The 13,003-nt window shown below is 63.2% G+C and carries 12 protein-coding genes and 1 pseudogene; 3 read left to right on the forward strand and 10 right to left on the reverse strand.

What is annotated here, in order from left to right; all coding sequences use genetic code 11:
- Positions 1–249: 249 nt before the first annotated feature.
- From fabG to AB3L03_RS02565, 4 genes are all read right to left on the reverse strand, one after another.
- Positions 250–987 (reverse strand): 3-oxoacyl-[acyl-carrier-protein] reductase, encoded by a 738-nt coding sequence (gene fabG, locus AB3L03_RS02550; RefSeq protein ID WP_085396013.1) that lies wholly within the window; start codon positions 985–987, stop codon positions 250–252.
- 102 nt (positions 988–1,089) lie between these two features.
- Positions 1,090–2,049 carry an ACP S-malonyltransferase gene (fabD, locus tag AB3L03_RS02555; RefSeq protein WP_204510989.1) on the reverse strand — a complete coding sequence of 320 codons (960 nt, stop codon included), beginning with the start codon at positions 2,047–2,049 and terminating at the stop codon, positions 1,090–1,092.
- A gap of 187 nt (positions 2,050–2,236) precedes the next feature.
- Complete coding sequence (locus AB3L03_RS02560; RefSeq protein ID WP_204510988.1) at positions 2,237–3,262, reverse strand: fatty acid desaturase family protein; 1,026 nt, start codon at positions 3,260–3,262, stop codon at positions 2,237–2,239.
- 3 nt (positions 3,263–3,265) lie between these two features.
- On the reverse strand, positions 3,266–3,970 hold the full coding sequence (locus tag AB3L03_RS02565; RefSeq protein ID WP_204510987.1) for a TetR/AcrR family transcriptional regulator C-terminal domain-containing protein: 705 nt from the start codon (positions 3,968–3,970) through the stop codon (positions 3,266–3,268).
- A gap of 343 nt (positions 3,971–4,313) precedes the next feature.
- On the opposite strand from AB3L03_RS02565, the gene rpsF reads away from it, so the two are divergent.
- The 3 genes from rpsF (at position 4,314) to AB3L03_RS02580 (ending at position 6,283) form a co-directional block, all read left to right on the forward strand.
- Complete coding sequence (gene rpsF, locus AB3L03_RS02570; RefSeq protein WP_085352909.1) at positions 4,314–4,829, forward strand: 30S ribosomal protein S6; 516 nt, start codon at positions 4,314–4,316, stop codon at positions 4,827–4,829.
- Between the two features lie 5 nt (positions 4,830–4,834).
- Entirely contained in the window at positions 4,835–5,074 is a 240-nt protein-coding gene (rpsR, locus tag AB3L03_RS02575) for a 30S ribosomal protein S18 (RefSeq protein ID WP_007592020.1), read from the forward strand.
- Between the two features lie 246 nt (positions 5,075–5,320).
- Entirely contained in the window at positions 5,321–6,283 is a 963-nt protein-coding gene (locus tag AB3L03_RS02580; protein WP_368508186.1) for a hypothetical protein, read from the forward strand.
- 246 nt (positions 6,284–6,529) lie between these two features.
- On the opposite strand, the gene AB3L03_RS02585 is transcribed toward AB3L03_RS02580, so the two are convergent.
- From AB3L03_RS02585 to AB3L03_RS02610, 6 genes and pseudogenes are all read right to left on the reverse strand, one after another.
- Positions 6,530–8,581 (reverse strand): hypothetical protein, encoded by a 2,052-nt coding sequence (locus AB3L03_RS02585; protein WP_368508187.1) that lies wholly within the window; start codon positions 8,579–8,581, stop codon positions 6,530–6,532.
- A complete protein-coding gene (locus AB3L03_RS02590) occupies positions 8,566–8,928 on the reverse strand; it encodes a hypothetical protein (RefSeq protein ID WP_368508188.1) in 363 nt (120 codons plus the stop codon). The genes AB3L03_RS02585 and AB3L03_RS02590 overlap by 16 nt, the downstream gene beginning before the upstream one ends.
- Positions 8,826–9,452, reverse strand: coding sequence for a hypothetical protein (locus tag AB3L03_RS02595; protein ID WP_368508189.1), 627 nt, complete (start codon positions 9,450–9,452; stop codon positions 8,826–8,828). The genes AB3L03_RS02590 and AB3L03_RS02595 overlap by 103 nt, the downstream gene beginning before the upstream one ends.
- Positions 9,449–10,404 (reverse strand): annotated as a pseudogene (locus tag AB3L03_RS02600) (hypothetical protein). Before AB3L03_RS02600 ends, AB3L03_RS02595 begins: the two are co-directional and overlap by 4 nt.
- A 48-nt stretch (positions 10,405–10,452) precedes the next feature.
- Positions 10,453–11,553 carry a GTPase-associated system all-helical protein GASH gene (locus AB3L03_RS02605; protein ID WP_368508190.1) on the reverse strand — a complete coding sequence of 367 codons (1,101 nt, stop codon included), beginning with the start codon at positions 11,551–11,553 and terminating at the stop codon, positions 10,453–10,455.
- Positions 11,553–12,848 (reverse strand): metallophosphoesterase, encoded by a 1,296-nt coding sequence (locus AB3L03_RS02610; protein ID WP_368508191.1) that lies wholly within the window; start codon positions 12,846–12,848, stop codon positions 11,553–11,555. Before AB3L03_RS02610 ends, AB3L03_RS02605 begins: the two co-directional genes overlap by 1 nt.
- Positions 12,849–13,003: the final 155 nt, after the last annotated feature.

Consider the following 13,003-nt stretch of genomic DNA (forward strand, 5'->3'; position numbering starts at 1 on the left):
TGGTCGTTGACTGCCTTCGCTTACGAACTTTGATCTGGCCCCATCCTAACCGATGCAGGCCCGGCGAATGACGGCCAAGGCTCCGCATCGCCAATATACAGGGTTTCAAAAACCTGCAATGGCGTTCTTTGCCCATCCGTTGAAGGTCCGGTTATCATACTTCAATTGCGTTGACTACAAGCCTCATTTCGCTCCGGAAACGGCCGTTTGCCGCATTCGGCTGCCCAAGGGGCGGTGCGGCATGAGGCGTCAGATCATGGCCATGCCGCCGTTGACGTGGATGGTTTGGCCGGTGACATAGGCCGCTTCGTTCGAACTCAGGTAGACGGCGGCCGCCGCGATGTCCTCTGGCGTCCCCAGGCGATTGGCCGGAACCTTGGTCAGAATCGTTTCGCGCTGCTTGTCGTTGAGCGCATCGGTCATCGGGGTCTTGATGAAGCCGGGAGCGATGCAGTTCGCGGTGACGCCGCGCTTGGCGTATTCGGCACCCAGCGTCTTGATCATCCCGATCAGGCCTGCCTTCGACGCAGTATAATTGCCCTGCCCCGGGTTGCCGGTGACGCCGACCACCGAAGTGATGGCGATGATGCGGCCGAAGCGCTTGCGCATCATCAATTTGGTTGCGGCGCGGGCAAGGCGGAAGGTCGAGGTCAAATTGATGTTGATGACCTCCTCCCAGTCCTCGTCACGGAGCTGCACGAAGAGATTGTCGCGCGTGATGCCGGCATTGGCGACGAGGATGTCGACCTGTCCCATCGCCGCCTCCGCAGCGGGCACCAGCGCTTCGACCTCCTCGACTTTGGAGAGATTGCAGGGCAGCACATGGGTGCGCTCGCCGAGCTTGCCTGCAAGCTCATCCAGCACTTCCTTGCGCGTCCCCGATATCGCGACGGTGGCGCCCTGCGCGTGCAGCGCCTGCGCGATCGCGCCGCCGATGCCGCCGGTTGCGCCGGTGACGAGCGCCTTTTTGCCAGTCAGATCGAACATCGATAACTCCTCCAAGGCACGATCCGGAAACGCGCGCAGCGGTTTTCCGAAAGGGTCGTGCGTCAACTGTAGAACTCGCGCGCGACGACGAATTATCGCGCTTCAGGCCTGCTTGGCAGCAGCCAATGCATCTTGGGCAGCAGCAATGTCGTTGGGACCACCGACCGCAACGCCGACGGCACCGTCTGCGATACGCTTGACCAGGCCCGTCAGCACCTTGCCGGCACCGATCTCAAAGAAACGGGTGACGCCCTGCCCCGCCATATAGGCAACCGACTCGCGCCACCGCACAGTGCCGGTGACCTGCTCGACCAGGCGCCGGCGGATCTCGTCGGGATCGGTGATCGCGCTCGCCAGCACATTCGACACCAGCGGGGCGGCCGGCGCCTTGATCGTGACCCCGGCCAGCGCCTCCGCCATTGCGTCGGCAGCCGGCTGCATCAGTTTGCAATGGAACGGTGCGGACACCGGCAGCAGCATTGCTCGCTTAGCGCCCTTGGTTTTGGCGATCTCGACGGCGCGATCGACCGCAGCCTTGTCGCCGGAGACGACCACTTGCCCGCCGCCATTGTCGTTGGCGGCTTGGCAGACCTCTCCCTGAGCGGCCTCCTCCGCCACCGCCACGGCGGCCTCGTAGTCGAGGCCGAGCAGAGCGGCCATCGCACCGACGCCGACCGGCACAGCTTTTTGCATTGCGAGACCGCGGATGCGAAGCAGCCGCGCCGTGTCGGAAATCGTCAGGCTGTCGGCCGCGGCCAGCGCCGAATATTCGCCGAGCGAGTGGCCGGCGACGAAGGCCGCATCCCGCCGCACGGAAAACCCGGCTTCGGCCTCCAGCACCCGCAGGGTGGCGATAGACACCGCCATCAGGGCCGGCTGGGCGTTTTGGGTGAGCTGGAGGGTTTCAGCCGGACCATCCCAGATGGTCGCCGTCAGCTTCTCCCCCAGCGCGGCATCGACCTCGTCGAACACGGCGCGCGCCACCGGAAAGGCATCGGCCAGGGCCTTGCCCATGCCGACCGCCTGGGAACCCTGCCCCGGAAATGTGAATGCTGCCGTCATCGGCGCTCCCTGCTTGTCGGGCGTGATCCCTGCGAGAACCGGCAGCCGATGACTCGCGGCCTTAGGCCATGGTTCCGGATCAAGCTCCAAAGGGGGCCGTAGACACTGTCCGGGGCCGGAATGTCAAGCCAAGATGGGAACTTCGATCAGCCTTCGACTGGCAGCCTTCAACCGGAGTGACGGGTTCCTAGAATCCGCCAGCCGTCTGGTTGGCATCGACCTCGGACCCCGCCTGCGCACGGCGCGCGCTGTTGACCAATTGCCCCGGCCGGTCATCGCGGTTCGGCTTCGCGGTCGCAAGCCGCAGCACGGCGGCGTAACTCGGTTGCACCTCCATCCGGCCCGCATGCCGGCTCTCACTCAGCAAGCGGTGCACCTTCGGCAGATTGTAGCAGGGCACGTAGAACAGGAGATGATGTTCGAGGTGGTAGTTCACGTAGTACGGCGCGATGAACAAGCGCTCGAGGAAATTGGCATAGGTGGTGCGGGTATTGCGCAGGGGATCGTTGCTGTCAGGTACGACCGCGTGCTCTGCGATGTTGCGGATGCGGGTGATGACCATCATCCAGGTCAGGAGCGGCAGCAGCCATAGCAGCGGATAGGCCCACCACACGCCGGCCGCCGTGAGCGCTGCGAACATCGCGCCATTGACCAGACATTGCGGGCCAAGCTTCTCCCACAAATGCGCCGCGCGCTGCCGCGATGGCCAGTCCTTCGGCCCGAGCGCGTTGAGCAATTGCGCCTTGCGCTGCTGGTAGCCGGTCTGCCCGGTGAGGTCGCGAATGAACTTGCGGCGATAGCTCAGCTTCGTGATCGGAAACGGCGCCGACAGCACGAGATCGGGATCGTCCTCCTGCTGGGTGCGCGCATGGTGCTGAAGGTGATAGCGCCGATAGCTGCGCGTCTCCGCAAACAAAGGATAGGCGCAGAACCACTGGCTTAGGGTCAGATTGGTCTTCTCGTCGGGGGACAGGCAGCCATGCGCGCCGTCATGCATGAGGATCGCGAGCCCGAGCTGGCGCGAGCCGATGATGGCAACGGCGAGCACATAAGTGATCGGATTGGGCCACCACGCGACCAAGGCGATTGCCGCGATGATGAGCGCCCAGGCGTGCGCGATCAGCGCGACGCCTTTCCAGGTCACGCGCCGGCGCACGTCGGCAAGTTGCTCGTCGGTCAGGAAATCGCGGGCACGCATGCGAAGCGCAGTCATGGCCTAATCCTCCTCATTCGAATTGCTCGATGCGTCGCGCGCGTCGACGAGGCGCAGCCGCGCAGTGTCATCAGAGGATTTCGCCTGTTCGCCCAGCACGCGCAGCATCTCGGCGCACAGCGCCTCGGGCGAACGGCCCATGGCGTAGCCCTCAAGGATGACGCCGATGGCGACGGCCCAGAACCGCCGCGAACTCTCGTCGGGCGCGCGCAGGGAGCGCCAGCCGTGCCGCGCGACCTGGCTCGCATAGGCCCGCGCACCTTCCCTGTGCAGGCGCTCGATGGTGCGCTCGACCAGCGGCGCGAGATCCTGGCGCCGCCGCGTCAGCGTCAGCGCCTCGGCGAAGAAGGCCACCGAATCGCTCGTCGTCACGGTCTCGGCCAGCGCGTGGGTATAATCCCGCGGCGCGCGCGCCTTCAGCGCCGCCTGCTCGGTCGCCCGCGCCAGATACAGCAGCTCGCGGCAGGCGCATTCGACGAACAGCGCCTCCTTGGTACGGAAATAATAGGTGATCTGGCTCGGGAACGCGTTCGCAGCGGCCGCGATGTCGGTGATCGCCGTACCCGACAGCCCCCGCTCCCGAAACAGCGGGCTCGCGGCATCAAGCAGCAGCGAGCGCATTTTGCGGCCGGCCGACCGCGTGGCGCGGGCGGCGTGTTTGGGATCGCCTGCCTCCTTGAGGGGCTCGTGGGCCGGCTTTTCTGCCATTGGAGTTCGCTCCGCTTGATTTATTTGTATGATATACAAACAAATAAATCAAGCCGGTATGATGGTCGGCGGCGGATCCGGCCGCCCGCATTGCGATCCCCGCGCCGAAACGGCGCCTGCAACCTTGCCAAGTCAGCCGAAATCCGTATAAGGCGCCCATCCGCAGACCCCGGCCGGGAGCTGAACGGACGGTCTCAGCAAATCATTCGTGATTTTGGTGTGGCAGGGCCAGTCGGCCCGTCGTCCCGTGTTTCCGCCTTCTGAGCTTAATCCCAGAGTCCTTTCCGAAGGCCTCTTAAGGGCTTGACGCCGGGCGATGCGCCAACATGAGGAAAGGACTTCCATGGCTCTCTATGAGCATGTTTTTCTCGCGCGCCAAGACGCGAGCACGCAGCAGGTCGAAGAGCTGACTGCGCAGATGACCGGCATCGTCGAAGGTCTCGGCGGCAAGGTCACCAAGACCGAGAATTGGGGCGTACGCTCCCTCACCTACCGCATGAACAAGAACCGCAAGGCGCATTTCGTGCTGCTCAACATCGACGCGCCGTCCGCGGCGATCGCCGAGATCGAGCGCCAGGAGCGCATCAGCGAAGACGTGATCCGCTATCTCAGCGTCCGCGTCGAGGAGCTCGAGGAAGGCCCGTCCGCGATGATGCGCAAGGCCGACCGTGACCGCGAGCGTGACGACCGTGGCGGCGGCTTCCGTGGCGATCGCGAAGGCGGTGGCTTCCGTGGCGACCGCGAGGGTGGTTTCCGTGGTGGCGATCGTGAAGGCGGCGGCTTCCGCGGTGACCGCGGTCCGCGCCGTCCGCGTGAAGACGCTGAAACCACCACCACCACCACGACGGATGGGGAGTAAGAACAATGGCTGAAGCTGGTGCACGCCGCCCGTTTTTCCGTCGCCGCAAGAGCTGCCCGTTCACGGGCGCGAATGCTCCGAAGATCGACTACAAGGACTCCAAGCTGCTGATGCGTTACGTCTCCGAGCGCGGCAAGATCGTGCCGAGCCGCATCACCGCGGTGTCCGCGAAGAAGCAGCGTGAGCTTGCCCGCGCCATCAAGCGCGCGCGGTTCCTGGGCCTGCTGCCCTACGTCATTCGCTAAGACGAATACGGCCGGCGGCGACACGCCGCCGGCCGTACGACCTAGTTTCTCATAAGGCTTCCGGGTCGTCCGGTCGCCGATGGTTGGGGCGAGATGCCTCTAACCGCTCGTTTGAGCGAAGAGAATTTTCTTCAACAAAATCAACGCATCCGCCCCCATCAGTTCACGTTGCGTACTGGGTTTTTCGGACCGTTTCTGCTACGAAACTGCTACGGTCGGGTGGCCCTTGGACCAGTGAGACGTCGCATGCGCTCCGACGACAGAACCGTCTACGGATTGGAAGCACCGCTGAGGCTCGTGGCTTCGCACGACATCGCCCAGCCCGGTTTCCAGTCGGCGCGCCGCGGCGAGTTCGTCCTCATGGGGGCTTCGTCTCAAGACGCCTCCACTGAGATCGTCCTTCGGGACCTGACCATCCTTGGCGTGCCTCTCGCCAAGTTCGTGCTGCGGAGCCCGAGCGGTGATACCCGGCTTCTCCGGGTCGACTTCGATCGCGCCATGACCGAAGCGGACGCGTTCTCGTTCATTCAACGCCTCGCCGATGCCTGGTCGGCGACGCTCGCCGATGGCCAGCGCGATCCATGGTACGGCAACCTCTACGTCGACATCCGTTGGGCGGGCGTGAAGACAATTACGGCTCACAGCGGCGGGATCACGGCCTCTACGCAGATGACCTCCATCGAGAACGTCGCCGTCACGCCGGCGCTTCTTTCCGCCATGCGGTGGTCGCCGCTCACCGACGTGTTCGTCGAGGGCATGAAAGCGTCGCAGCCGAAGTCGAAGTTCCTGTTCTGGTTCGTCCTTTTGGAGGAACTGGAGAAGCGGGAGGAGTTCCTGTCCCTGTTTACGCCGATGTTCTCGGCTGAGCACAAGGCGCAGTTGCAGGACGCCGTGCGCTCGAACGGTCCGGCGCTGCAGCGCCTGAACAGTCTATTAAACAATCCGACGACGACGCTTGAGGGCCGTGCGGCGAAGCTTGCCCGCATCGTCGTAGAAGTGGGAGGCTCCAGCATCGACGGTCTGAGCGGGCCGATCGTCGTGGACCAGGCGCGCTGCGCCGCCCTGATCGAGCAGCGCAACAAGGTCGCCCACAAAGGATCGAGCATCGACAGGGATCTACTCTACACGGTGCTCTTCCCTCTCAGCCGCATCGCGCTCAAGTACATTCTCGACCGGGACGCCGGGACCGTAAGCGAACCTCGACCCTGAACTCCCGCTCACTCGGAATCGTTCAGACTGTCGGAAGCGGACCTGCTGAATGCCCGAGTTGGGTCGATCGCGGACCCTAACGCGTGCCCAGTTTCGTCCTGCAAGGTGGAAATTTGGCGCCCCCGCGCTGATTCGAACGGCTATGCCCTCGCTGCGCCCGCGAGGCACGCGCGAGCGTCTCGGCCCACGACACAGACGCTAAAGCCAGTCCCAAAGCTCAGCGAGCCGTTCGGACAGCGCTGAAGCTCACCATTGGATCGCGTGCTTCACAATCCTAAGCCGCTCGCCGCCCATGCCAGCGTCGCTCATGCGGTTCCGGATCGCCTTGAGGTATCGCTGGCTTCCGAACTTCTCCGACAAAGCTGCGATCAGTTCAAAGAATATATCATCCCGGGCGGTGATCGCTACGAATGCGAGGGCGTCGATTCCACGGTCAAGGTACATCTTCACGACGGTATGCCGGATCCGGACGCACTTGTCCCAATCGTACCACCAGTATGAGCGATCGAGCCGGCGATCGAGAATCCGCCACGCGTCCTCAGGCAATGTGCGCTGCTCGGCCGCGTCGTAGACGACGTCGAACGTCGCCTGAACAAGCTCGACACTATTCATCGTGCGCCGTCCGAGCGCCCGCACTAGCAGGAAAGACGCAAGGTATGCGTTCCTCAGCGGCGTCGAAAGTCGCCTGATGGCAAGGAGCCAGGGGTCGTCGCCATAGGCGTTCGGCACTGCATCCGGTGCTACCACATGAGCGATAGCTTCGAGTGTCTCCACGTCGTCGACCCAATCCTCGACGAGAATGCGCGCAACCGCATCCACGTCTGAAGCCGCTGCAGAAAGCCACGAGGAGCGGATTCCATCTTCTATCGTCGGATCGCCAAACCGCGCGAGCAGTCTTCGGAGTACGAGATCGCTTCCGAAAGTTGCGCGCGCTTCTCGATACAGGGGCCGGCCCGACCGGATCATTGCGTCGATCACTCCATCGAACAAGCCCGGTGATTTTTCGATGATTTGAAAGACATCTGGCTTCGTGGCTCCTTCGAGCAGCCACAACCCGGGCTCTCTCGCCAAATCGGGTCTTGCCCCCAGCAGCTCTACCAGATGCGTCGGCGTCGAGGTGATGCCTTCAAGGAGAGACGCTGGCGGCATCGTGACGATGGCCCGCTCTGCAATCACGCCTCTCGCGGGATCGGACCGTATATCGAACAGAGCCTTCGGATCGACTCGCCAAAGCGCCCACCCAACTCGCTCCGCAGCGGCATCTGATTCGGCAGGATCGATCAGTCCGAAATTACGCACGACAAACTGCAAACCTTCGGTCCCCAGAGAGTCGGCGGCGTTCGCGGCCACCCTGACTATGGACGAGCGCGCAGCGTGCCCTTGGTCAATCGACATCGTCCGCTCCAAGAGCGATATTGCACGCTCGACGGCGGAAGGATCGAGGTCGAAGTGCAGCGAAAGTGCGTGCAGGGTCGCCAGTGGTTCGAATGATTCCCGACCGCCCACGTCACTGCCCGCCGCGCGCAGAAAGCGACGCAGGCTGCCCTCGGGCCCCTCCTTCAGATCCACGACCGCATCCTCCAGCCACTCGGTCGTGTCGAACTTTCGACGGTCGGCGTCGATAGCGCTCTTGAACTGCCCGGGCCTCAACCGGCCGTTCGCCGGCAGAAACTGAAGGTCGAACGTCGCATTGAGAGAGGATCGGTCGGCGAACGAGAGCGTGCAGAAACGAAAGGCGCGCCTCAGCCGCGGCCATTGCTGATCCCAAATTGCCAGCGCCAGCGTCTCGCGCGCCCGCACGTCGGCGGCAACCGAAACAATAGGCCTGGTAGGGTCACCGTAGACTGCGGACAGTATCCGCCGCGCGAAGTCGTCGGACATGCCAGTTCGATCATCGTCCTCCGCCATCGACACGTATTCGATGCCAGTCCCGTAAGATCGCTCGTCGCCCTGAGGTCGCCGGAACAGTTTCAGGATTCCTCCCGCGCCGCGGACCGACGGAATGTCGCTGAAGTCGATCAGGATCGTGTGCGTCCAAACACAGCCCGGGCGCGGCAATTCTGGCGCAGGCCATGTGCGCGCCAGCGCATAGTGGCCACTTTCAGGCAGTGGATAGCCGGTCAGGTACCCCTCCGCGCCAATCGTCGCCGCCGGGCCAGATGCGTCGCTCATCATAAGCAACGTCTTCGCATCTCGCGGCGGCAGATCGATCGACGAGGCGAGCAGCCGATGACCTTCCGAGTAGCCATGGAGCGTCTGCTGCAACGGCAACCGACGGCCATTTACTCCGTGAGCCATGCGATCGGCTCCGTAAGATCTCTCGACAGTTCGGGCATCATCAACCGGATACGCTCCGAAGCGTCGTCAAGCGCGCGGATCTCGGCGACTCTCTCGTTACGGTCTGCATCGTCGGTCGCCCCGTCTCGTTCAAAGTCTCCGCCCTGAGCGCTCAACCCGTACACGCGCAGGTCCCAACGATCAACGCCATGCCGGAGGTACTGATCAAGCAGAGGGAGTTCGGATGCGAGGTATTGCTCGGGCGTTACAGTGCCTCCGTCCTCCTCGACCTTGTCCCATGCGGAGAGCACAACGGCAAGACGACGTGCTGGAGCCTGGAGCGCGTCGCTTCGGAGCATCTGCAACATCTCGACGAGTTGCACGGCGGTCGGGGCGTCCTTCGGATGCCAATCCTCGAACGAGCCCGCGTCGGCCGCTCCCCCTCTAGTCCCGCAGCATACTGCGTCGTCTCAGCTACGCCGATGGGGCGCTTGATCTTGTCGGCGTGGACGAAGAGCAGAATGCCGTCACACGCGCGCAAAAGCTGTGCCAACTCGGGATCACACTCCCTGGCTTCCCACATCTGCTGGAAGGACTCGCCGGAAAGATCCGGGAAAGTTATCCGGACACGACGGCCCGATCCGTCCTTGAGATTCATCGACACGATCTTGCCCGACGCGACCTCCGTATGGATCTGCTCCTTGGCCTGTAGCCAGCGACGCATGATCTCGTTCAGATGCGAGTGGTCGAGACCGATCAGGGAATCGAACTTCAGGCGCGCGTCCAGATCTCGTTTATCGAAGACCACGAACCACAACGCGGCCAGAAACGTCGTCTTTCCCGACGCCGGCAGGCCGCAGATGACGACCGATCCCTCGGATTTTTCCGTCATTCCGGCGATCCCTGTAGGCGGTGCATGAACCTCGTCGCCGACGAGACGTGGCCAGGCGGCTTTGGTATCGCCCCATGGGCGGTCTCTTCCCAATACGCCAACAGGTCGGCCACGCCGTGCCCCAGCGGAAGGGAAGTGTCCGAAGGGCAAGCCGCCACCTCGAACGATCGGATTTCCCCGAAGGAGCCAGAGTGCAGTTCGCGGAATTTGGCTTCGATCTTCGTGAAATCGCGCTTCGCACGCTCCTTGTCTGCCGATCTCTCGATCTCATCGAGCTTCGTGAGCACCAGGGCGGCGCGCGGCCTTCCTCGATTCCCCCGCCGTCGACCAACGCCTGGACGATCGCGAGCATCTCGGAGCCTACCGTGTTGCGGGTCACCGGATCGACCAACTGCCGCCCGTCGACCAGAAACGTAATCGTGTCGGCTCGAAGTATCTCGACGAACTCCCTGACGGCACCCGTCTCATCGGCGGCGGAGCCGTAATCCTCCCCGTTTCGGTCCGCGACGACGAGGTCGAGCACATCCTCGCCGGGTCTGCGCAGGGCGGCATGGTAGAATTTGACCGAGGTCAGTAGCGTGCGCTCGGTCTTCGGACGAGCGTTGCGCGACACGCCACGGGACGGATGGCAGGCTCGTTCGAATGCGTACATCGTCCGCGAGCCGGCGAACCCGAACAACCCGATCGGACCGCGAAGGAAGAGTTCGAAGATGGACGTGATCAAGGTGGTCTTACCCGCGTCCTTTGGAGCGACGACGGCAATGACGCGCGAGGCCCCGCGCCGCAACACTCGCGACGCCTCCTCCTGATCCAAGAGGTCGCCCGACGGAAGGACAATCCCGAGCCGTTCCACCTGGACAGCGCCGTTCGACGGCGGTGCCGATAGCGGCTTGCCGTAGTGTGGGCACTTGTCCTTCTCCAGACCCTCGACACATCGGCCGTCGATCCTCACCTTGCAGGCGGTATTGGCACATTGGATTACGGCGGCTTCTGCCAAGGCTTACTCCCCGAATTTCAGGCCAAGCCGCTCGCGATAGAAGAGGTTGCCGAGTTCGATGCCCGGCAAGGCCGCCTCTGCGCCGATACCCGTCACGGCGGACCAGTTCGCGGCCCAGGACGTGTCATCGCCGGCCTCCAGTTTGCGATGGATGGCGAAGTGCAGAGGGCGGACGAGCGGCGCGGGCTCGACACCTTCGACGAATTCGCGAAGCAGCTCGGCGTCGCAGGCGTTGACGGCTGCGGCTACTCCCGTCTTCTTGCGTTCCTTGAGGCCCGCCCGGGAAAGTATCGGCTTCACGGATTCGGGCCCGGGCATGAACTGGGTGGCGTCAGCAAGCTCGGATGCCAGAATTATCGGTTGGGCATCCGCCGGAACGTCGGCAAACGGCATATCCAGCTTCTTGCTGCGACCGCCGAAGAGCCACCAGAGCAATTGAAGTTCTTCGTCCTGAATCGCGGCGAAGTGCTCCATCGCCTGAATTGCGGCACCCGCCTTGACTGTCATGTCGCGCGCAGCGGCGTTCGCCTGGGCCGCGACGACGTTGATTGCAGCAACAACGGTTTCGTGCGTGACGCCCTGCTTGAGCTTCTCAATCGTGTCCGAATCCACTCCGAAACGTCCGACCTGACCCAGCCGCGGCAGAGCAGGTCGGGTTCGCCGTCGCTCGGATATCCTCGCGATCGCCGCCTCCGCCGCCGCGTCGAAATCGTACGGAAAATCCGTCCTGCGGACGCCAGCGAAGAGAGCAATGCTGGTAGCCAGCGCGGCCTTCGCCGCGACGTCGTCGGTTCCCTCCAGCACCGTCGCCAGCGCCGCTCCGCACAGAACCTCGAGTTCGCGGTCGTTGTTTGACATCTCGAACAGGTCGTCGGCGGCCTTGAAGTGGCCGCGCAACTCCGCCATCGTATCCGCGTCGGGCTGCGTCCTGGTCTTCACCAGCACGGCGAGCATGGTGTCGATGATGCCGACATCCGCAGCATCGACCAGTGACGAGACGCCTTTCCACCTGGCGTCAAGTCGCGCCCGGTTCTCGCCGACGTCGACCACGCGATACCAGCGCGGAAACTCGTCCCTCATCGGCAGAACGCCCTCCTCGGCCATCAGCGCTTCTCCCTCTTCGCGATTTCACGATCCAATTCGTCGAGCTGACGGCGCTCGCCCGCCCTCAACAGGGCCCGGCCGAACCTTTCGGCGAGCGGCAGGTTCGCCTCGTCCGGCTCGATCAGCTTCAGCTTGCGCGATATTTCGCGCCGGTCGCTCATATCGAGGTTCCAGAAGCGCAGCACGATGCTCCGGGCGCGATCTTCTGACATGACTGCCTCCATGCCATCCGGCGATCGGTCGACGACCGGCGTTGCCGGCGCGGCGACCATAGCTGGCGGCCTCGGATTTACGTTCCTCAGTCTAACATCAGCATGATGAATGTCGCAGTCGTCGTCCTTGATCGGCTTGAACCCTTCGGGACTGGTCTGCCATTCAAGCAAGTGAGCAGCGACCTCAAGCTGCGGCTGCCCGGCTTTGTTCTTGCCGAGCGAGAGGCCGATGATGTTGTATCCTGGTCTCCAATCCTTAGCCTGACGTTCCGGATTCACGGCACCGGCGTAGAACGTGACGTACTTCGGGTCACGCACGATGCGTTGGCGATGCTTGTGGCCGAAGAGGTGAATGGAGCATCGACCGTTGACGTCGTCGGCGACGCGGTCTCCGTCAATCAACCAGTCCGGCGGGTGGTGACACATCACCAGGTTCACGACGTCGTCGACCGGGTCGAGAGCCGTCTGCTGCGGCTCGACGTAGAGATCCTTTTCCACATCGTTCTCGCCCTCGGGCGTACGCCAACCTGACAGGATGGTCGAGTTCAGGCCGTAGATGCGCAGCGTCACGCCGTCGCCAAACGGGAGGTCCGATTTCCAGAACATGCGCTCGGGAGCGAAGATCGCGCCCGAAAAGCGCAAGGCGAACTCGTTGTAGGCAGCGATCGGTCTCAGTAGCGCCGGACCCGTCTCGGCATGCTGCAGTTGCCTTTGAAGCTGCCATTCCTTGTCGTCCGCGCTCTTGGCGTTAACGACGGCGCGCTGTGCGTTCTGAACGGATAAGTCCTTGCGGATGACGTCGCGGTCGACGTCATGATTCCCGGGTATGACGAAGATGCGCGTCCGGTCGCATCCGCAGGCGTCGGCAAGCTCGTACAGCCATTTCAGGGCGGCTTCGTATTCTTCCGGCTTCCCCGCAAACGCGATGTCCCCGCCGACCAGGAGCGCGTCGACAGAGCCGAGCGTCTTCACCCGCTCCCTCGCATCCTGGATCAGGCGGGTGCGGAACGGCCGGTCCGGGTCCCGGTCGGTATTGCAGATCGGATGACGAAAATGAATGTCCGATACGTGAAGTAAAAGCATTCCCCGACGCCCCTCATCGACGATTACCCAGCAATTTCCTCAACTTATCCGGGAATAGCCGACCAACGACCAATGCGCTTTTCGAAATTTGCTTGGTCCTACAGCACCATAGATGGGCGATCGCCCTGATCCAGTCAACGAACGAGAGATCTGAA

Origin of the sequence: Bradyrhizobium lupini, assembly GCF_040939785.1 — a bacterium.
In the GTDB taxonomy this organism is placed as follows: Bacteria; Pseudomonadota; Alphaproteobacteria; order Rhizobiales; family Xanthobacteraceae; genus Bradyrhizobium; species Bradyrhizobium canariense_D.

What these genes read in the sequence shown, in the direction of transcription:
- fabG (WP_085396013.1), bottom strand. Translation starts at nt 987, where the DNA reads ATGTTCGATCTGACTGGCAAAAAGGCGCTCGTCACCGGCGCAACCGGC.
- fabD (WP_204510989.1), bottom strand. Translation starts at nt 2,049, where the DNA reads ATGACGGCAGCATTCACATTTCCGGGGCAGGGTTCCCAGGCGGTCGGC.
- AB3L03_RS02560 (WP_204510988.1), bottom strand. Translation starts at nt 3,262, where the DNA reads ATGACTGCGCTTCGCATGCGTGCCCGCGATTTCCTGACCGACGAGCAA.
- AB3L03_RS02565 (WP_204510987.1), bottom strand. Translation starts at nt 3,970, where the DNA reads ATGGCAGAAAAGCCGGCCCACGAGCCCCTCAAGGAGGCAGGCGATCCC.
- rpsF (WP_085352909.1), top strand. Translation starts at nt 4,314, where the DNA reads ATGGCTCTCTATGAGCATGTTTTTCTCGCGCGCCAAGACGCGAGCACG.
- rpsR (WP_007592020.1), top strand. Translation starts at nt 4,835, where the DNA reads ATGGCTGAAGCTGGTGCACGCCGCCCGTTTTTCCGTCGCCGCAAGAGC.
- AB3L03_RS02580 (WP_368508186.1), top strand. Translation starts at nt 5,321, where the DNA reads ATGCGCTCCGACGACAGAACCGTCTACGGATTGGAAGCACCGCTGAGG.
- AB3L03_RS02585 (WP_368508187.1), bottom strand. Translation starts at nt 8,581, where the DNA reads ATGGCTCACGGAGTAAATGGCCGTCGGTTGCCGTTGCAGCAGACGCTC.
- AB3L03_RS02590 (WP_368508188.1), bottom strand. Translation starts at nt 8,928, where the DNA reads ATGTTGCAGATGCTCCGAAGCGACGCGCTCCAGGCTCCAGCACGTCGT.
- AB3L03_RS02595 (WP_368508189.1), bottom strand. Translation starts at nt 9,452, where the DNA reads ATGACGGAAAAATCCGAGGGATCGGTCGTCATCTGCGGCCTGCCGGCG.
- AB3L03_RS02605 (WP_368508190.1), bottom strand. Translation starts at nt 11,553, where the DNA reads ATGGCCGAGGAGGGCGTTCTGCCGATGAGGGACGAGTTTCCGCGCTGG.
- AB3L03_RS02610 (WP_368508191.1), bottom strand. Translation starts at nt 12,848, where the DNA reads ATGCTTTTACTTCACGTATCGGACATTCATTTTCGTCATCCGATCTGC.